We start from the raw sequence: 17376 nt of genomic DNA, 5'->3' as shown, positions 1-17376 counted from the left end.
CTAGGCGAGCCCCCGGCGGGCCACCGCCGGGGCGCGGTGGCCCGCGATGGAGGCCACCATGTCCAGGACCTGGCGGGTCTCCGCCACCTCGTGGACGCGGTAGACACGGGCGCCCAGCCACGCCGACACCGCCGTCGTCGCCAGCGTCCCGATCACCCGTTCCTTCACCGGCCGGTCCAGCGTCTCGCCGACGAAGTCCTTGTTGGACAGCGAGACCAGGACCGGCCATCCCGTGTCGGTCATCTCCTCCAGGCGCCGCGTCGCCTCCAGGCTGTGCCGGGTGTTCTTCCCGAAGTCGTGGCCGGGGTCGATCATGATCCCGTCCGGCCGCACCCCCAGCGCCACGGCCCGCTCCGCGAGGCCCACGGTGACCCGCAGGATGTCCGCCATGACGTCGTCGTACGCGATCCGGTGCGGCCGGGTGCGCGGCTCCACACCGCCCGCGTGGGTGCAGACCAGACCGGCCCCGTAGCGCGCCGCGACCTCGGCCAGCCTCGGATCGACGCCGCCCCAGGCGTCGTTGAGGACGTCCGCCCCGGCCTCGCAGACCGCCGCGCCCACGTCGTGCCGCCAGGTGTCCACGCTGATGACGACGTCGGGGAACCGCTTGCGCACCTCGGCCACGAAGCCGACCGTGCGCCGGGCCTCCTCCTCGGCGGTGACCTCCTCGCCGGGGCCCGCCTTCACCCCGCCGATGTCGATGATGGCCGCGCCCTCGGCCACCGCCTGCTCGACGCGGGCGAGCGCCGGCTCGTCGTGGAAGGTGGCGCCCTGGTCGTAGAAGGAGTCGGGGGTCCGGTTGACGATGGCCATGATCACCGGTTCGTACGCGGTGAATTCGCGTCGGCCAAGCCGCAGCGTGCCGCGGTCCGTTCCGCTGTGCATCCCCTGTTGTCCTTTGCTGTGGTCCGGCCGTTGTCCGCCTGCGACCCTAACTGTCAGTGCCGCATGGCACGATCGGACCCGACAGATTCCGGCGTCGGAAGAGGCTCGCACGTGTTCTGGTTCTTGCTGATCGCGATGGTCGTCGTGGTCACCGCCGTGACCCTGGCCGTGGTGGGCGGCGGCGGTGACGACGCCGCGGTGCTGCCGGACGCCGAGCCGGAACACCTGGTGGACCCGCTGCCCGAGAACCGCCCCGTGGCCAGGGCCGACGTGGAGGCCCTGCGCATCCCGGTGGTGCTGCGCGGCTACCGGATGGCGGACGTCGACGACGTGCTGAGCAGGCTGGGCGCCGAGCTCGCCGAGCGGGACGCACGGATCGCCGAGCTCCAGAGCGCCGCGAGCCCGTCCGGAGGCGGCCACCCGGCGCCGCCGTCCGCGCCGACCTCGTCCGCCCCGGCTTCCTCCGCCCCGGCTTCCTCCGCCGACCGCGACCAGGCACCGGCCCGGATCCCGGCCGAGTCGCCGTCCGACGAGGAGCCCCGGCGATGAGCGGGGCGATCCCCGGCCCCGACGGCCGGCCGCGCTGCCCCTGGGGCCTGTCCACCGAGGACTACGTGGCGTACCACGACACCGAGTGGGGCCGCCCGGTGCACGGCGACGACGCGCTGTACGAGCGGCTCTGCCTGGAGGCGTTCCAGTCAGGTCTCTCCTGGATCACGATTCTGCGCCGCCGGGAGGGCTTCCGGCGGGCGTTCGCCGACTTCAAGATCGCGGCGGTCGCCGAGTTCACCGACGCCGACAAGGAGCGCCTGCTCGGCGACACGGGCATCATCCGCAACCGCCTCAAGATCGAGGCGACGGTCGCCAACGCCCAGGCCCTTGCCACCTGGACCCCCGGCGAGCTCGACGCCCTCATCTGGTCGTACGCGCCGGACGCGGCCACCCGTCCGGCCCCCCGCACCCTCTCCGACGTCCCGGCCGTCACGGACGAGTCGACGGCCCTGTCCAAGGCCCTGAAGAAGCGCGGTCTGCGCTTCATCGGCCCGACGACGGCGTACGCCCTGATGCAGGCCTGCGGCCTGGTCGACGACCACCTCGTGGACTGTGTGGCACGGGGCGGCGCCTGAGCACCGCCCCACCCCTCGGCCGCCCGCTCAGCGGCCGACGTACTTCGGCTTCTCCTTGGCGAGGAACGCGGCCACCGCGATGGCGTGGTCCTCGGAGGCACCGGCCTTCGCCTGGAGCTCGTCCTCCTTCTCCAGCGCCTCGGCCAGGGTGTGCCCCGCGCCATAGGCCAGGGACGCCTTCAGCGCGCCGTACGCCACGGTCGGGCCGTCGGCCAGCGTCCGGGCCACCGCGAGGGCCGCGGCGGGCAGTTCGTCGGCCGGTACGACCTTGTTGACCAGGCCGATCTCGTACGCCTCGGCCGCGGAGACCGAGCGCGGGAACAGCAGCAGATCGGCCGCGCGGGACTGGCCGATCAGGCGCGGCAGGGTCCAGGAGACGCCCGAGTCGGCCGTCAGGGCCACCCCCGCGAACGAGGTGTTGAACGCCGCCGTGTCCGCGACGACCCGGTAGTCGGCGGCCAGCGCGAACCCGAGACCGGCGCCCGCCGCCACCCCGTTGACGCCGGCCACCACGGGCTTGGGCATCTCGGTGAGCGCGGTCAGGATCGGGTTGTAGTGCTCGCGCACCGTGCTCATGGTCTGCCCGGTGCCGGCCTCGCGGTCCGCCGTCAGCGTGGCGACGTGCTCCTTCAGGTCCTGTCCGACGCAGAACGCCCGCCCGGTCGCGGTCAGCAGCACGGCCCGCACCGCGGGGTCCGCCGCGGCGGACCGTACGGCCTCGCGGAGCGCGACCTTCGCCTCCGTGTTCATGGCGTTCATGGCCTCGGGCCGGTTGATCGTGATCGTCGCGAGCCCGTCGCTCACCTCGTACAGCACGGTGTCGGCCATGGTGGGGTCCCCTCCGTCGCGGATGCTTCTCGGTCCTCGTATCCGCTCAGCATGGCGGAGATCACGAGCGGTGGGCATGTGACCTGCGTCAAACAATCGGGACGCCGGAGCCGACCGGCGGCGGCGAAGTATCGCAGGCGGATCGCCGAATTGAGTGGTTTTGATAGAGCGCGTTGCCCAAGCGATGCGGACCGATGTTGGTCATCGGGTCCTGCCATGCGGGATAATGACCTGGAAGCAATGTGTTCGATGCCGTGACGCGTGCCCAATCCCGGGGGCCGTCGGCTGACGATGAGCTGGTTTCAGGAAGGGGAACGAGCATGGCGGCCATGAAGCCGCGGACGGGCGACGGCCCGCTCGAGGTGACCAAGGAGGGGCGGGGCATTGTCATGCGCGTTCCGCTCGAAGGCGGCGGTCGGCTTGTCGTCGAGCTGACTCCGGACGAGGCCGATGCCCTCGGCGATGCCCTCAAGAAGGTCGTCGGCTGAGTTAGCGGGTACGACCCAGACTCTTCACCGCCCCGGTCCGGCATGCACGACAGCGCATGCCGGAGCGGGGCGGTGTCGTGTTTCCGGGCGGCGCGGATCGGGCCGGGGCAGCGCGCGCGGCGGCTCAGCCGCGGCGTACCGCGCAGAGCAGTCCGTCGCCGACCGGCAGCAGCGAGGCGACCAGCTCCGGGCTCTCGCGCACCGCGCGCAGCAGTTCGCGCAGCCGCAGCACCTCGGCCGGCTGGGCCGCCGAATCCACGGTGCGGCCGTCCGCGAAGACGCCCTCGAAGCAGACGATTCCGCCGGGGCGCAACAGGCGCAACGATTCAGCGAGCACATCGAGCGACTCCAGGCGGTCGCCGTCGCAGAACACCAGGTCGTATCCGCCGTCCGCGAGCCGGGGCAGCACGTCCAGGGCGCGCCCCGGGATGAACCGGGCCCGGTTGGCGGCGAATCCGGCGGCGCGGAAGGCCTGCTTGGCGAACTGCTGGCGGTCCGGCTCCGGGTCGACGGTGGTCAGCACGCCGTCGGGGCGCAGCCCTTGCAGCAGGTAGATGCCGGAGACGCCGGTGCCGGTGCCGATCTCCGCGACCGCCTTGGCGTCCGCCGTGGCGGCGAGCAGCCGCAGCGCGGCACCCGTCCCCGGGGACACCGAACGCAGGCCTGCCTCCCGGGCCCGGTCACGGGCCCAGCGCAGCGCGTCGTCCTCGGCGACAAAGGCGTCGGCGAACGCCCAGCTCGTCTGCCGGTTGGCGGTAATGGCCCTCTCCTGTCCCCTTGGTTGGCGCAACGGTGACTGTATCCGCTGGAGTCGGGAACCCGCAGATGGGACCGCGCGTTGTGGAAGAGAGGGGGAGGAGAGGGGAACGCGGGGGGCGTATGGACGAGTTCGGGTGGTCAGGCGGCAAGCCGGTCCCAAATGCACGTAAAGATTCTTATCCGGAGCTAACGGGCGAGGTGGCTATGGTAGGGGCTCCACTGGACACCACCAGAGCCGACAGGGGAGGTGCGGCTGCGCCTGTGGATCGGGGAGGAGTGCTGCGGCGCTTTCTCAGGTCGGCGGGTGAGCCGAAATCCGTGACCAACATTGCTGACCGTTCCCGCGCTACCAGCTCCGCAACTACCGCGACCTTCGCCGACGCGGATTCCCAGGCGTGGACTCCCCCTACGTGGGAGGAGATCGTCAGCACGCACAGCGGTCGGGTCTATCGCCTCGCCTACCGTCTGACGGGTAATCAGCACGATGCGGAGGACCTCACCCAGGAGGTCTTCGTCCGCGTCTTCCGCTCCCTGTCGACGTACACGCCGGGCACCTTCGAGGGCTGGCTGCACCGCATCACCACCAACCTCTTCCTGGACATGGTCCGCCGCCGTCAGCGCATCCGCTTCGACGCGCTCGGCGACGACGCGGCGGAGCGGCTGCCCAGCCGCGAGCCCAACCCCCAACAGGCCTTCAACGACGCCCACTTCGACGCCGACGTCCAGCAGGCGCTGGACACGTTGGCGCCCGAGTTCCGGGCGGCGGTCGTCCTCTGTGACATCGAGGGCCTCTCCTACGAGGAGATCGCGGCCACCCTCGGAGTGAAGCTCGGCACCGTCCGCAGCCGGATCCACCGCGGCCGTTCCCAGTTGCGCAAGGCCCTCCAGCACCGTTCGCCCGAAGCCCGCGCCGAGCAGCAGCGTGCGCTGGCCGGGGTGGCGCCGGGAGCTGTCGGGGTGGCCGGAGAGGGGATGGCGTGAGTGGCACGAGTCCCACCCCGGCGGAGCAGCATCTCGGGGACCGGCTCGCGGCGCTGGTCGACGGCGAGCTGAACCACGACGCCCGCGAACGGGTCCTGTCCCACCTGGCGACCTGCGCCAAGTGCAAGGCGGAGGCCGACGCCCAGCGCAGCCTGAAGGACGTCTTCGCCCGGGCGGCGCCCCCGCCGCCCTCGGAAGGCTTCCTCGCCCGGCTCCAGGGCCTGCCCGGCGGGCCCACCCGCCCCGAGGGTGACGACGGCTCGGATCCCTTCGACGGGGGCCGGGCCGAGGGGTACTTCGGAGGGTTCGGGGTGCTCGGCCATGCCGCGGGCGGTCCCGGCCCGGGTGGTTTCGGCTATGTCCCGGCCGGCTCCCACGCGCCCGTCGTGCCCGAAGGGCCGGGCAGTGGTTTTCGCATACACGAGGTCGCCAGGCCGGAGCAGGACCGCCCGGGCTCGGCATGGCGCGGCCGAAGATTCGCGTTCGCCGCGGCGAGTGCCGTGTCCCTGGCGGCCATCGCGCTCGGCGGCACCCTCCCGCTGGGCTCGGCATCCGGGGCCCGGGCCGCGGGCGGGGGCACCAATGTCGTGCCGCTGCGGTCCAACAGCCCGTCTCCGAGCGGCAGTTCGGCCGAGGACCGCCGGCGCGGCGGCGTCGCGGCCGGGTTCCTCCCGACGATGGCCGCGCAGCCCACGGCGCCCGTGGTGCCGGGCATACGCACCCTGAACGGCATGCCCGCGCAGAACGGCCCCGTCCGGCCGCTGGGCGGCGCGTTCCCCGCGGCCCGCCTGGACGGCTCGTCGCTGCCCCCGCTGATACGGCCGGCCGTGGCCACGCTGCCGCTGACCACGACGGACCTGATGACCGGTCCGCTCGCCGCCGCGCCCTCCGTGTCTCCGGCGGCGCCGCACCATCCGGCGGCTCCGATCGCCCCCGGCCTCCCCTTGGCCGCCCGGCGCTGACCGCGCCCTGCCGTTGCCCCGGGCGACCTGGTTGAATCCCGGGGAGGGGTGCTCGTCGGAGCACGCAGGAAAGCCAGTTGCGGGGAGAGCATGAACGAGCAGACGCCCACCGGGCCGAAGCCGAAGTGGTGGAGCCGTCCGCAGACAGCCCGCCCCCGCCCCGCCGAACCGGCGCCCGAAGCCTACGACTTGGCCCCGCCGACGGCTCCGGAGTCCGAGGCGGGCGAGCCCACGGGGACCCCCGCGGAGCAGGCCGCCTCCGTTCAGCCCGGGCCCGCCCCCACCCCCGGCCCGCCGCAGGACCTCCCCGCCGAGCCGGTCGGGGAGCCCGGCGGTGAGCCCGTGGCGGAGCCCGCGGGGGAGCCCGTCCCCCTGCGGCCCCGGCACGCGCCCGACCCCTATGGCACGCCTCCCTACGGCGGGCCCGGGCCGTGGGCGCCCGCGCCGCCCGTGCAGCGGCCGGTACCGACGCCGCCCGCCGGAACCGCGCTTCCGCAGCAGCCCCCGTACGCCGCGCCGCAGGCCGCCACGCCTCAGGCCCCATACGCCGAGCCTCGGAACCCCGCGCCTCAGGCCCCGTACACCGCCCCCGTGACGCCACCCGCGCCTGTCACGCAGTGGCTCCAGTACGACCCCTGGGCCGCGCCGGGCTCCCCGGGCGCGCCCAGGGAGCCGTTCAGCCGGGAGGGGCGGCCCGGGGGCGGGAAGGGGCGGCGGGGGACGTTGCTCGTGGGGGGTGTGCTGCTCGCTCTGGTCGCCGGAGGCATCGGTGGCGGCGTGGGCGCCTATGTGGAGCGCAACGGCGGGATCACCTCCGTCAAGCTGCCGCAGTCCGGCAAAGAGGCGCAGGGCCGGGCGCCCGACAGCGTCGCCGGGATCGCCGCGAGCGCGCTGCCGAGCGTGGTCACCATCCATGTCACCGGCTCCGGCGAGTCCGGCACCGGAACCGGCTTTGTCCTCGACAACGCGGGGCACCTCCTGACCAACAACCACGTCGTGAAGTCCGCCGGGGGATCCGGCAAGATCTCGGTGACCTTCAGCGGCGGGGAGAGCGTGCCCGCCGAGGTGGTCGGCCGCGATGCCGGGTACGACCTCGCGGTCGTCAAGGTCACGGGCGTATCGGGGATGAAGCCGCTGCCGCTGGGCAATTCCGACAACGTGCTCGTCGGTGATCCGGTGGTGGCCATCGGCGCCCCCTTCGACCTCTCCAACACCGTGACGTCGGGCATCATCAGCGCCAAGGAGCGTCCGATCACGGCGGGCGGCGAGAGCGGTGACGGCACCGATGTCAGCTACGTCGACGCCCTCCAGACCGACGCCCCCATAAACCCGGGCAACTCCGGCGGCCCCCTTGTCGACTCCAAGGCGCGCGTCATCGGCATCAACAGCGCGATCAGGTCGGCGGGCAACGGCGGTTCGGAGGGGGGCGGCGGCCAGGCCGGCTCGATCGGGCTCGGTTTCGCCATACCGATCAACCAGGCCAAGCGGGTCGCCGAGGAGCTGATCAACACCGGGAAGGCCACCCACCCCGTGATCGGTGTCACCCTCGACATGAAGTTCACCGGCGACGGCGCCCGCGTCGCCGAGCAGGCCACCGACGGCAAGGCGTCCGTCGTCGCCGACGGCCCCGGGGCCAAGGCGGGCATCAAGCCGCAGGACGTGATCACCAAGGTGGACGGCCAGCGGGTGCACGGCGGCGAGGAGTTGATAGTCAAGATCCGCGCGCACCGCCCCGGCGACCGGCTCAGGCTGACCCTCCTGCGGGACGGCAAGGAGCAGGAGCTCACGCTGACGCTGGGCTCCTCGTCCTGACACGGCGGCGCCGGGCCTGCGCGGGCCCGGCGTCCCACGAGCCCCTGCCGATGCCCAAAGGTCACCCCGCGGGTACCGCGGCGACAGATTCGCCGGGTACCGTGGAACGGTCCATGACCGGACGCGGGGCCGAGTGCCGGGCGCCGTGATCGCGAGCAGTGAGAACACGAGGAGCAGCGGGTGTTCAACGACATCGGGCCCATGGAACTGGGCACACTCGTGGTCCTCGCCGTGCTCATCTTCGGCCCGGACAAGCTGCCCAAGCTGATCCAGGACGTGTCGAACATCATCCGCAAGGTGCGCAGCTTCTCCGAGAGCGCCAAGCAGGACATCCGGGCCGAGCTCGGCCCCGAGTTCAAGGACTTCGAGTTCGAGGATCTCAACCCCAAGACGTTCGTCCGCAAGCAGTTGATGGACAACGACGACCTGGGCCTGAAGGAGATCCGCAACAGCTTCGACCTGCGCAAGGACATGGAGGAGGTCGCGGACGCCGTGCACGGCCGCGAAACCGCCCCCGCGACCACCGCGGCCAACGGTTCCGGCAGCGCTTCGGGCACGCCCGACCTGCTGAAGAAGCGCGAGAAGCTGGACCCCGGCGAGCGTCCGCCCTTCGACGCCGACGCCACCTGACCGCGCCCCTTTCGCGCCCCCGGTCGCGACCCGGTACACGCCAATCCCACATGGGCTTTTCCGGCGAGCCGCGCCGAGGTGGCTATCCTCCATCTGTCCGGCAGCCAGGACGCCCGAGGGGGGCGGGCCGCTCCGGACGCTACTGATCTAGGAGGCGGCCGGGCAGATGGAGACGACAAGCCGGGTAACGGGGCAGTCCCCCCAAGGGGTGCCCGAGGGTGCCAAGGCCACACCGGAGGGAGTGCCGGCGGCCCGGCGAACGGTCGACGGCTTTCTGCGCGCACCCTTCCCCTGGTACGGCCTCGACGAGGCGTTCACCGGGCCGCGCTGGCTGATGCAGGTGGCGCTCGCCGCCGACGGCACGGTCCAGCACGGTTCGATCGGGCACGGCGACGAGCCGTCGATACGGCCCGAGGCGGCCGGCGCCACGGCCGACCGGGAGCGGTTCGCGGTGGTCGTGAGCATCCCCGCGAACCCGGTCCGCCGCAGCGGCGACGGCACGGGCGTCCTGGAGGCCACCTCGGTCTCCTCGGCGGCCTGGCTCGCGGGTTCGGGGCTTCTGTCCTTCACCTGGCCCGCGCAGATGGACCACGTGCTGCGCGGTGACTGGCTGGACCAGCAGACCGAGACGGCCTGGGAGCTCGCCGACGACCTCGACGGCTCCGACTGGTCCACGCTCTCGCTGCCCGTCGACGGTGAGCCCACCGACTTCCACTACCGCGAGTCCGAGTTCGGCTGGGTCCTGGCGGGTTCGGCACAGAACGGCGTGCACCTGGGGGCTTACGGGCGCGGCCTGAGCGCTTACGGGCTCGGCTTCTCGGTGGTCAAGGACATCGCCTCGTACGAGTGAGCGCGGTGCGGCCACCGCGTCTCGTGGGGCGCTCGCACAGCACGCGTACAGGGCCCGCGCGGCACATGTACAGGGCCCGCACGGCATGCGTAAGGGGCGCCCGCAGTAGCGAGGCGCCCCTTACCGTGTGCCGCGTACGGCAGTCGCGCGGACCGGAACGGGCCGCGCGGGCTAGAACTTGTTGCGCGGGGTGATCCCCAGCGACATGCCCGACAGACCGCGGGCGCGGCCGCCCAGCTTGCCCGCGATGGAGCGCAGGGCGGCTCCGGCGGGCGAGTCCGGGTGGGACAGGACGACGGGGCGGCCGTCGTCGCCGCCCTCGCGCAGGCGGACGTCGATCGGGATGGAGCCGAGCACCGGCACCGTGGCGCCGGTCGTCTTGGTGAGGCCGTCGGCGACCTTCTGACCGCCGCCGGTGCCGAACACGTCGACCATCTCGTCGCAGTGCGGACAGGGCAGGCCCGCCATGTTCTCGACGACGCCGACGATCTTCTGGTGGGTCTGCACCGCGATGGAGCCGGCCCGCTCGGCGACCTCGGCCGCGGCCTGCTGCGGGGTGGTCACGACGAGGATCTCCGCGTTCGGGACCAACTGGGCCACCGAGATCGCGATGTCACCGGTGCCCGGCGGCAGGTCGAGCAGCAGCACGTCCAGGTCGCCCCAGTACACATCGGCGAGGAACTGCTGGAGGGCGCGGTGCAGCATCGGGCCGCGCCACACCACGGGCGCGTTGCCCGGCGTGAACATGCCGATGGAGATGACCTTCACGCCGTGCGCGGACGGCGGCATGATCATGTTCTCGACCTGGGTGGGCCGGCCGTCGGCGCCCAGCATGCGGGGCACGGAGTGGCCGTAGATGTCGGCGTCCACGACGCCCACCTTCAGGCCGTCCGCCGCCATCGCGGCCGCCAGGTTGACCGTCACCGAGGACTTGCCGACGCCGCCCTTGCCGGAGGCGACCGCGTACACCCGGGTCAGCGAGCCGGGCTGGGCGAACGGCACCTCGCGTTCGGCGGTGCCGCCGCGCAGCGCGGACGCGAGGTCCTTGCGCTGCTCGTCGCTCATCACGTCGAGCGTCACGTCGACGCGGCTGACGCCCTCGACGCGCTCGACGGCCTCGGTCACGTTCTTCGTGATGGTCTCGCGCATCGGGCAGCCGGACACGGTCAGGTACACCGTGACAGCGACCGCCCCGTCCGTACCGATCTCTACCGATTTGACCATGCCGAGCTCAGTGATCGGTCGGTGGATCTCGGGGTCGTTCACCGTCGCCAGTGCCTCAAGCACCGCGTCTTCCGTAGCCATACGGTCGATGGTACGGCGCTTACCGCACGGTACGGAAAGCCCTGTCAGCGGTCGCCTTCGTCACGTCCGTGAGCGCGCTCCGGCGGGAATACGTTCCTGCGCTCCTCCATCTCCTTGACCAGGTCCTGGAGTTCGGAGCGGATCCAGTCGCGGGTGGCCACCTCGCCGAGGCCCATCCGCAGCGCCGCGATCTCCCGTGTGAGGTATTCCGTGTCGGCGATGGACCGCTCGTTCTGCTTGCGGTCCTGCTCGTGGGTGACCCGGTCGCGGTCGTCCTGCCTGTTTTGCGCGAGCAGGATCAGCGGGGCCGCGTACGAGGCCTGGAGGGAGAGGGCGAGCGTGAGGAAGATGAACGGGTAGTTGTCGAAGCGCAGACTGCTCGGCGCGAAGATGTTCCAGGCGACCCACAGGATGATGATCAGGGTCATCCAGACGATGAACCGCCCGGTGCCGAGGAAGCGCGCGATTCGCTCGCTGAACCGCCCGAACGCCTCGGGGTCCCACTCCGGCAGCAGCCGCACCCGCCCCGAGCGCGGCTGGTCGAGCCGGCTGCGGCCGCGCGGCACCGCGCTCGCCCCGCTCGCGCGGCTGCGCTCCTCGGCCCGGTCAGTGCCGCCCATCGGGCACCCCCTCGGGCCCGTGGAACTCCGTCTCGCGCCAGTCCTCGGGCAGCAGGTGGTCCAGTACGTCGTCGACGGTCACCGCGCCGAGCAGCGATCCGCTCTCGTCCACCACGGGCGCGGCCACCATGTTGTACGCGGCGAGGAAGCTGGTCACCGACGGCAGCGAGGCGTTGGGCGGCAGCGGCTTCAGGTCGCTGTCGACCACCGAGCTGACCAGCGTGAACGGCGGTTCGCGCAGCAGCCGCTGGAAGTGCACCATGCCGAGGTACTTGCCGGTCGGCGTCTCGTCCGGCGGCCGGCACACATAGACCTGCGCGGCGAGCGCCGGCGAGAGGTCCTGCTGGCGGACCCGGGCCAGGGCGTCGGCGACCGTGGCGTCGGGGCGCAACACGATCGGCTCGGTCGTCATCAGGCCGCCCGCCGTGCGCTCCTCGTAGGAGAGCAGCCGGCGCACATCGGCCGCGTCGTCGGGCTGCATCAGGGTCAGGAGGCGCTCCTTGTCCTCCTCCGGCAGCTCGGAGAGCAGGTCGGCCGCGTCGTCCGGGTCCATCGCCTCCAGGACGTCGGCGGCCCGCTCGTCCTTCAGCTTGCCGAGGATCTCCACCTGGTCGTCGTCGGGCAGCTCCTCCAGGACGTCGGCGAGCCGGTCGTCGTCGAGGGCGGCCGCCACCTCGGCGCGGCGCTTGGGGGAGAGGTGGTGCATGACGTTGGCGAGGTCGGCCGGGCGCAGCTGCTCGAAGGTGGCGACCAGGTTCTCGGCGCCCTGCCCGTGCTCCTCCAGGGAGAAGCCGGTGACGGCCGACCACTCCACGGTCAGCGTCTCGCCCTTGCGCCGCAGCGCACCCGCCTTGCCCCGGCGTACGAAGACCTTGTCGATCTCCCAGTCGCGGCGGGCCGGAAGCTGCTGGATCGCCACGTCGAGGACGGTCACCTGCTCGTCGCTCTCCACCAGGGTGACCCGGCGGTCGAGGAGTTCACCGAGGACCAGGCGCTCGGTCGGGCGCTGCTCGAAGCGGCGGAGGTTGACCACGCCGGTGGTGATGACCTGGCCCGACTCCACCCCGGTGACCCGGGTCATGGGCAGGAAGATGAGCCGGCGGCTCGCCACTTCGACGACGATGCCGAGCAGCCGGGGAGGCCTGCGGCCGACCCGGAGCATGGCCACCAGGTCGCGTACCCGGCCGACCTGGTCCCCGTTGGGGTCGAAGACGGCGACACCGGAGAGATGCGAGACGAAGACCCGGGGGGCGCCTGCCGCCATACGAGCGCCTCCTTACTGTTCAGGGTTGCTCCGCACCACCGCGATCGCTGCGGGACAAGGGCTTCAGGCTAGCCGGTGGCGGCGCGGTACGCCCTTGCGGGTCGTCCGTCCGGCGCTCTGCCGGGTGGCGCGGGCGGTGCGGGTAGGGTGCGGTCTGCCGACCCCCTACATCCATGTGAGAGGCAGTGCGCAGGTGACCTCATCCCCCTGGTTCGTACGGGTACGGGTCCGCGCCCGCCGGGCGGCGCTTCCCGTCGCGCTCTGCGCGGGGCTCGCCGCGACGCTCACGGCGTGCGGCTCGGACCCGGACGAGGGCACCAACGGCGTCGGCAAGCTGTCCGCGCCCGAGATCGAGAGCAAGGCACGGGCGGCGGCGGACGGTGCGGACGCGGTGCGCCTGTCGGGGACGCTGGTCAGCAAGGGCGGCTCGTACCGGATCGACATGCGGCTCAAGAGCAGCGGCGGCACCGGCACGGTCACCTCGCAGAAGAGCACCTTCGGGCTGCTGCGGGTGGGGGACGACCTGTTCCTCAAGGCCGGTGCGGGGTTCTGGTCGCACAGCGGGTCCGGCGACGCGGCCGCTGCGGCCGGAAAGCTCGACGACAAGTACGTGAAGGTGCCCTCGGGCGACCCCGCCTATCAGCAACTGCGCGGTTTCACCGAGAAGTCGGTGCTCCTGAAGGGGATGCTCGGCCTTCAGGGCGCGCTCGCCAAGGGCGACCGCTCGGAGGTCGGCGCGGTCCGTACGGTACGGATCGCGGCGGGCAAGGACGGCGAGGGCGGCGCGCTCGACGTCTCCCTCCAGGGCACGCCCTACCCGCTGCGCTTCGAGCGGGCCGGCGGGGCCGGAGTCCTCGAACTGGCCGACTGGAACAAGGACTTCCCGCTCGCCGCCCCCGCCAAGGGCGACACCGTCGACTACGGCCGTCAGCTCCCGACGACCTAGACCGCCCCCGGGCCTCAGCGCCGCTTGCGCTTGAGGAGCAGCCGCGGCAGCGCGGCCGGCACCGGGTGCCGGGTGGTCGCGGGCGTGGGCACGGGCGCGGCCGCCAGGGACGTCTCGGGGGAGGGGGCCAGGGGGCCGCGTGGCGTCAGGCGCAGCAGGCGGCACTCGGCCGCCCAGCGCGCCGGCATCGCCTCGCCGTCGTGGGCGTTCAGGCGCTTGCCCTTCAGCTCGGCCACCGCCGTCTCCCAGGCCTCGGAGCCCGCCGGGACCTCGGACACCGACGCCGTCCAGGTCACCAGGCGGCCGCCCTTGTCCTTGGAGCGGACGGTCACCGTCGCGGTGCCGCCGTCCGGCAGGCCCTCCAGCGGCTGCTCGCCCGGGCCGCCGCCGACGACGTACGCCGCCCCGTCGAGCCACCCGTGCCACAGCGCCCGCTCGGCCACCCCGGTGCCGCGCACCCAGATGAGACCGGACTTCTTCGTGGCCTCCTCGACGAGGGCCTGATCGAGCAACGTCTGCGTCATGGCCACCACATTAGAGGCCCCGGCGAAAGGTCAGTTCCGTTATCCGGCCATGCCCCTTACGCTGCGGCGGTGACCACTGCCACCACCCCCGCCCGGGACGTCGCCGCCGTCCCGCGCGTCGACCTCGTCCTGCTCGGCGTCGCCCTCGCCAGCGTCTCGCTGTCCGCGCCCCTGATCGCCGCCACCGCGGCGCCCGCGCTCGCCATCGCCTTCTGGCGCAACGCCCTCGCGGTGGGGGCGCTGACCCCGGTGGCCTGGTTCAAGTACCGCGCCCGGCTGCGCGCGCTGACCCGGCGCGAGGTGGGCCTGACCGTCGGCGCGGGGGCTCTCCTGGCGCTGCACTTCGGGCTGTGGCTGCCGAGCCTGAGCATGACGAGCGTCGCCTCGTCGACCGCGCTGTGCACCACCACCCCGATCTGGACGACCCTCGCGCTGCGGCTGCGCGGCCACCGGCCCCCGGCGCTGGTGTGGAGCGGCACCCTGGCCGCCTGCGTCGGCGTGGTGATGCTCACCGGCGTCGACCTCAGCCTGTCGCCGCGCGCGCTGGCGGGCGACGCGCTCGCGCTCGGCGGGGGCATCGCGGCCGCCGGCTACGTCCTGCTCGGTGCCGAGGTCCGCAAGAGCGTGGCCACGGTGCCCTACACCTGCCTCTGCTACGGCACGGCCGCCGCCGGGCTCCTGGCGGCCGCCCTGGTCAGCGGCGCGAACCTCACCTCGTACGACGCCGGGACCTGGGTCAAGCTCGCCGTGCTCACGCTCGCGGCCCAACTGCTCGGCCACTCCCTGCTGAACCGTGTCGTGGCGAGCCTCGGCCCGTCCGTCACCTCTACGGCGATCCTGCTCGAAACCCCCGGCGCCGCCCTGATCGCCGCGCTCTGGCTCGGCCAGCAGCCGCCGGTCCTCGCCTACCCGGCGCTCGCGGTGATCCTGGCCGGACTCGCCCTGGTCGTACGGGCGAACCGGGCCAACTGAGCGCTCAGAGCCAGCCGTTGCGCTTGAGGGTGCGGTGGATGACGAAGCAGGCGACGGCCACCAGACCCATCGAGATCGGGTAGCCGTACTTCCAGTGCAGCTCCGGCATGTGGTCGAAGTTCATGCCGTACACCCCGCACACCATCGTCGGCACGGCGATGATCGCCGCCCAGGACGTGATCTTGCGCATGTCCTCGTTCTGAGCGACGGAGGCCTGGGCGAGGTTGGCCTGGAGGATGGAGTTGAGCAGTTCGTCGAAGCCGACGACCTGCTCCTGGACCCGGGCGAGGTGGTCGGCCACGTCCCGGAAGTACTTCTGGATGTCCGGGTCGACCAGACGCATCGGGCGCTCGCTCAGGAGCTGCATGGGACGCAGCAGCGGCGATACGGCGCGCTTGAACTCCAGTACCTCGCGCTTGAGTTGGTAGATCCGCCCGGCGTCCACACCGCGCGGGCTGCCCTTGGCCGGGGCCGAGAACACCTCGATCTCGACCTCGTCGATGTCGTCCTGCACCGCGTCCACGACGGCCAGATAGCCGTCGACCACCTGGTCGGCGATGGCGTGCAGCACGGCCGATGGGCCCTTGGCCAGGAGCTCGGGGTCGTCCTGGAGGCGCTTGCGCAGGGCCCGCAGCGAGCCCTGGCCGCCGTGCCGGACGGTGATCACGAAGTCCGGCCCGGTGAAGCACATCACCTCGCCGGTCTCCACGACCTCGCTGGTCGCGGTGAGCTCGGCGTGCTCCACGTAGTGGATCGTCTTGAAGACGGTGAACAGGGTGTCGTCGTAGCGCTCCAGCTTCGGCCGCTGGTGGGCGTGGACCGCGTCCTCCACCGCCAGCGGGTGCAGCCCGAACTCGGCCGCGATACCGGCGAATTCGGCCTCGGTCGGCTCGTGCAGACCGATCCACGCGAAGCCCCCGCCCTCGCGCACCCGGCGCATCGCCTCACGCGGTGTCAGACAGGACGTCTCCTCGACGGACTGGACGCGCCGCCCGTCCCGGTAGACCGCGCAGTCCACGACGGCGCTGCTCGCCGAGGGGTCGCGGGTGGTGTCGTAGCCGTTGTACGGGGTGCTGGTCTTGCGCAGCGCGGGGCGGACCACGGCGCGCAGGTCACGGATCATCGACATGGCAGGACTCCTTCACGGAGGGGCCGTCGGGGCGTGACGCTCTGGAACTGCCCGGAATGAGGACGTCCTGCGACGAGGGGGACCCACGAGGTCGACGCGACCCCGCACGGCATTCATCGCACACGTTCGCAAAGCGGGCGGCACCACAGGGGCACGCGGTGACGGCGTTCGCTACTGAAACGGACTGGGCGAGGCGAAATGCTCTTCCGTCGGGCGAAACGCCATGAGACTCAGGTGTTTCCGGGCGCGGAGGCCGGGTAAAGAGGCTCTCGGATCAACGAGAACGTGACATCACCGGGAACAACGCGACCGTGCGGAAGAGCGGTTGGTACTGCCAGGCCGACTTCGATCCATCGCAGCCCCACCTCCTCCAGCCGGTCCCCCGTGGGGAACTTCCTGCTGTCCCGAACAGCGGCCAAGACTATCAGCCCACTGTCACGTCAAGCCCCTTCTTTGCCGCTTGCATACGCCTTCTATGCTCGGCTCATGGTTGATGTTCTTGCTCTGGTCGAGGCCCGTTTGCGCACCGCGCTGGGCGAGCCGGACGCGCGCGCGGCGGTCACCTTCCTCGGTACGGACCGCATCGAGGTGCTGCGGTTCAACGAGCGCGACATCGTCCGGTACGCCACGCTCGGCATGTCCGCCCAGCCGATGGCCGACCCCACCGCCGCGCTCGCCGACCCGGTGAAGGGCCCCCGGGCCGAGCTGGTCCTCTCGGTACGCGCCGGGCTCGCCGACACCGACAAGGTGCTGCGCCCGCTCGCCGTGCTGGCCGCGTCCCCGCAGGTCGAGGGCGTGGTGGTGGCCCCGGGCGCCTCGCTCGACCTCGGCGAACCGCTGTGGCCGGGCGCCGCGTTCAGCTCGGTGCTCGTGGCCGAGCCGGGCGGCCTGGTCGAGGACCTGGAGCTCGACGCCCCGATGGACCCGGTGCGGTTCCTGCCGCTGCTTCCCATGACCACGAACGAGGCCGCCTGGAAGCGGGTCCGCGGCGCGAAGGAGCTGGAGGAGCGCTGGCTCACCCACGGCACCGATCTGCGCGACCCGCTGCGCAGGTCCGTGCCGCTGGACTGAGGGGGGCCGCCTTGGGCTCCGCCCCAGACCCCGGGCCCCCTTGCAACGGGTCAGTTGGTTCTGGGCCCTCCTGGGGCTCCGCCCCAGACCCCGTTCGCGCCTGAACGGCGCTCGTCCTCAATCGCCGGACGGGCTGAGGTTGCCCGATGCGGGCCCGCACCGAGCAGTTAAGGGGCGCGGGGAACTGCGCGAGAAGCGACCACGGCCCGCAGCCGAAAGACGG

The 17376-nt window shown here is 72.3% G+C and carries 19 protein-coding genes; 11 read left to right on the top strand and 8 right to left on the bottom strand.

Annotated features, from left to right (window positions below):
* Positions 1-885, bottom strand: a complete 885-nt coding sequence (gene folP, locus N4G70_RS19610) for a dihydropteroate synthase (protein ID WP_261713961.1) — start codon at positions 883-885, stop codon at positions 1-3.
* Positions 886-948: 63 nt separating this feature from the next.
* Here folP and N4G70_RS19605 point away from each other — a divergent pair, with 63 nt between their 5' ends.
* Together N4G70_RS19605 and N4G70_RS19600 are read left to right on the top strand one after the other, a co-directional pair.
* The gene (locus N4G70_RS19605; protein WP_261713960.1) at positions 949-1434 is read left to right on the top strand and encodes a hypothetical protein; all 486 of its coding nucleotides are present in this window, start codon (positions 949-951) and stop codon (positions 1432-1434) included.
* Complete coding sequence (locus N4G70_RS19600; RefSeq protein WP_261713959.1) at positions 1431-2012, top strand: DNA-3-methyladenine glycosylase I; 582 nt, start codon at positions 1431-1433, stop codon at positions 2010-2012. The genes N4G70_RS19605 and N4G70_RS19600 overlap by 4 nt, the downstream gene beginning before the upstream one ends.
* Positions 2013-2039: 27 nt before the next feature.
* Here the strand turns inward: N4G70_RS19600 and N4G70_RS19595 are convergent, their stop codons facing one another.
* The gene (locus tag N4G70_RS19595) at positions 2040-2840 is read right to left on the bottom strand and encodes an enoyl-CoA hydratase/isomerase family protein (RefSeq protein WP_261713958.1); all 801 of its coding nucleotides are present in this window, start codon (positions 2838-2840) and stop codon (positions 2040-2042) included.
* A gap of 320 nt (positions 2841-3160) precedes the next feature.
* On the opposite strand from N4G70_RS19595, the gene N4G70_RS19590 reads away from it, so the two are divergent.
* Entirely contained in the window at positions 3161-3328 is a 168-nt protein-coding gene (locus N4G70_RS19590; RefSeq protein ID WP_003966491.1) for a DUF3117 domain-containing protein, read from the top strand.
* Positions 3329-3452: 124 nt separating this feature from the next.
* Here N4G70_RS19590 and N4G70_RS19585 read toward each other — a convergent pair whose 3' ends face one another.
* Complete coding sequence (locus tag N4G70_RS19585) at positions 3453-4118, bottom strand: O-methyltransferase (protein ID WP_261713957.1); 666 nt, start codon at positions 4116-4118, stop codon at positions 3453-3455.
* A 173-nt stretch (positions 4119-4291) separates the two neighbouring features.
* Here N4G70_RS19585 and sigE point away from each other — a divergent pair, with 173 nt between their 5' ends.
* From sigE to N4G70_RS19560, 5 genes are all read left to right on the top strand, one after another.
* Positions 4292-5068 (top strand): RNA polymerase sigma factor SigE, encoded by a 777-nt coding sequence (gene sigE / locus N4G70_RS19580; RefSeq protein ID WP_261713956.1) that lies wholly within the window; start codon positions 4292-4294, stop codon positions 5066-5068.
* Entirely contained in the window at positions 5065-6030 is a 966-nt protein-coding gene (locus tag N4G70_RS19575) for an anti-sigma factor (protein ID WP_261713955.1), read from the top strand. The genes sigE and N4G70_RS19575 overlap by 4 nt, the downstream gene beginning before the upstream one ends.
* 90 nt (positions 6031-6120) lie before the next feature.
* Positions 6121-7842, top strand: a complete 1722-nt coding sequence (locus N4G70_RS19570; protein WP_261713954.1) for a S1C family serine protease — start codon at positions 6121-6123, stop codon at positions 7840-7842.
* A gap of 180 nt (positions 7843-8022) precedes the next feature.
* Positions 8023-8472 carry a sec-independent translocase gene (locus tag N4G70_RS19565; RefSeq protein WP_261713953.1) on the top strand — a complete coding sequence of 150 codons (450 nt, stop codon included), beginning with the start codon at positions 8023-8025 and terminating at the stop codon, positions 8470-8472.
* Positions 8473-8638: 166 nt separating this feature from the next.
* Positions 8639-9322 (top strand): hypothetical protein, encoded by a 684-nt coding sequence (locus N4G70_RS19560; protein WP_261713952.1) that lies wholly within the window; start codon positions 8639-8641, stop codon positions 9320-9322.
* A gap of 171 nt (positions 9323-9493) precedes the next feature.
* Here N4G70_RS19560 and N4G70_RS19555 read toward each other — a convergent pair whose 3' ends face one another.
* From N4G70_RS19555 to N4G70_RS19545, 3 genes are read right to left on the bottom strand one after another with little or no spacing between them, the layout of a single operon-like run.
* Positions 9494-10627, bottom strand: a complete 1134-nt coding sequence (locus N4G70_RS19555; RefSeq protein ID WP_261713951.1) for an Mrp/NBP35 family ATP-binding protein — start codon at positions 10625-10627, stop codon at positions 9494-9496.
* A 44-nt stretch (positions 10628-10671) separates the two neighbouring features.
* Positions 10672-11247: a DUF1003 domain-containing protein gene (locus N4G70_RS19550; RefSeq protein ID WP_261713950.1), complete on the bottom strand. Its 576-nt coding sequence runs from the start codon at positions 11245-11247 to the stop codon at positions 10672-10674.
* On the bottom strand, positions 11234-12511 hold the full coding sequence (locus N4G70_RS19545; RefSeq protein WP_261713949.1) for a magnesium transporter MgtE N-terminal domain-containing protein: 1278 nt from the start codon (positions 12509-12511) through the stop codon (positions 11234-11236). Before N4G70_RS19545 ends, N4G70_RS19550 begins: the two co-directional genes overlap by 14 nt.
* A 193-nt stretch (positions 12512-12704) precedes the next feature.
* Here N4G70_RS19545 and N4G70_RS19540 point away from each other — a divergent pair, with 193 nt between their 5' ends.
* Complete coding sequence (locus tag N4G70_RS19540) at positions 12705-13457, top strand: hypothetical protein (protein ID WP_261713948.1); 753 nt, start codon at positions 12705-12707, stop codon at positions 13455-13457.
* Positions 13458-13471: 14 nt separating this feature from the next.
* On the opposite strand, the gene N4G70_RS19535 is transcribed toward N4G70_RS19540, so the two are convergent.
* On the bottom strand, positions 13472-13981 hold the full coding sequence (locus N4G70_RS19535; protein ID WP_261713947.1) for a hypothetical protein: 510 nt from the start codon (positions 13979-13981) through the stop codon (positions 13472-13474).
* A gap of 69 nt (positions 13982-14050) precedes the next feature.
* Between N4G70_RS19535 and N4G70_RS19530 the strand changes: the two genes are divergently transcribed.
* Positions 14051-14953, top strand: coding sequence for a DMT family transporter (locus N4G70_RS19530; protein ID WP_261713946.1), 903 nt, complete (start codon positions 14051-14053; stop codon positions 14951-14953).
* 4 nt (positions 14954-14957) lie between these two features.
* Here the strand turns inward: N4G70_RS19530 and N4G70_RS19525 are convergent, their stop codons facing one another.
* Positions 14958-16082, bottom strand: a complete 1125-nt coding sequence (locus N4G70_RS19525) for a magnesium and cobalt transport protein CorA (protein ID WP_261713945.1) — start codon at positions 16080-16082, stop codon at positions 14958-14960.
* 486 nt (positions 16083-16568) lie between these two features.
* On the opposite strand from N4G70_RS19525, the gene N4G70_RS19520 reads away from it, so the two are divergent.
* The gene (locus N4G70_RS19520) at positions 16569-17153 is read left to right on the top strand and encodes a suppressor of fused domain protein (protein WP_261713944.1); all 585 of its coding nucleotides are present in this window, start codon (positions 16569-16571) and stop codon (positions 17151-17153) included.
* The last annotated feature ends 223 nt before the right edge of the window (positions 17154-17376 follow it).

This window comes from Streptomyces sp. ASQP_92, assembly GCF_025399895.1.
Taxonomy (GTDB): Bacteria; Actinomycetota; Actinomycetes; order Streptomycetales; family Streptomycetaceae; genus Streptomyces.
Note: the sequence above shows the minus strand (reverse complement) of the source record. Positions and strands in the feature narration are given on the sequence as shown.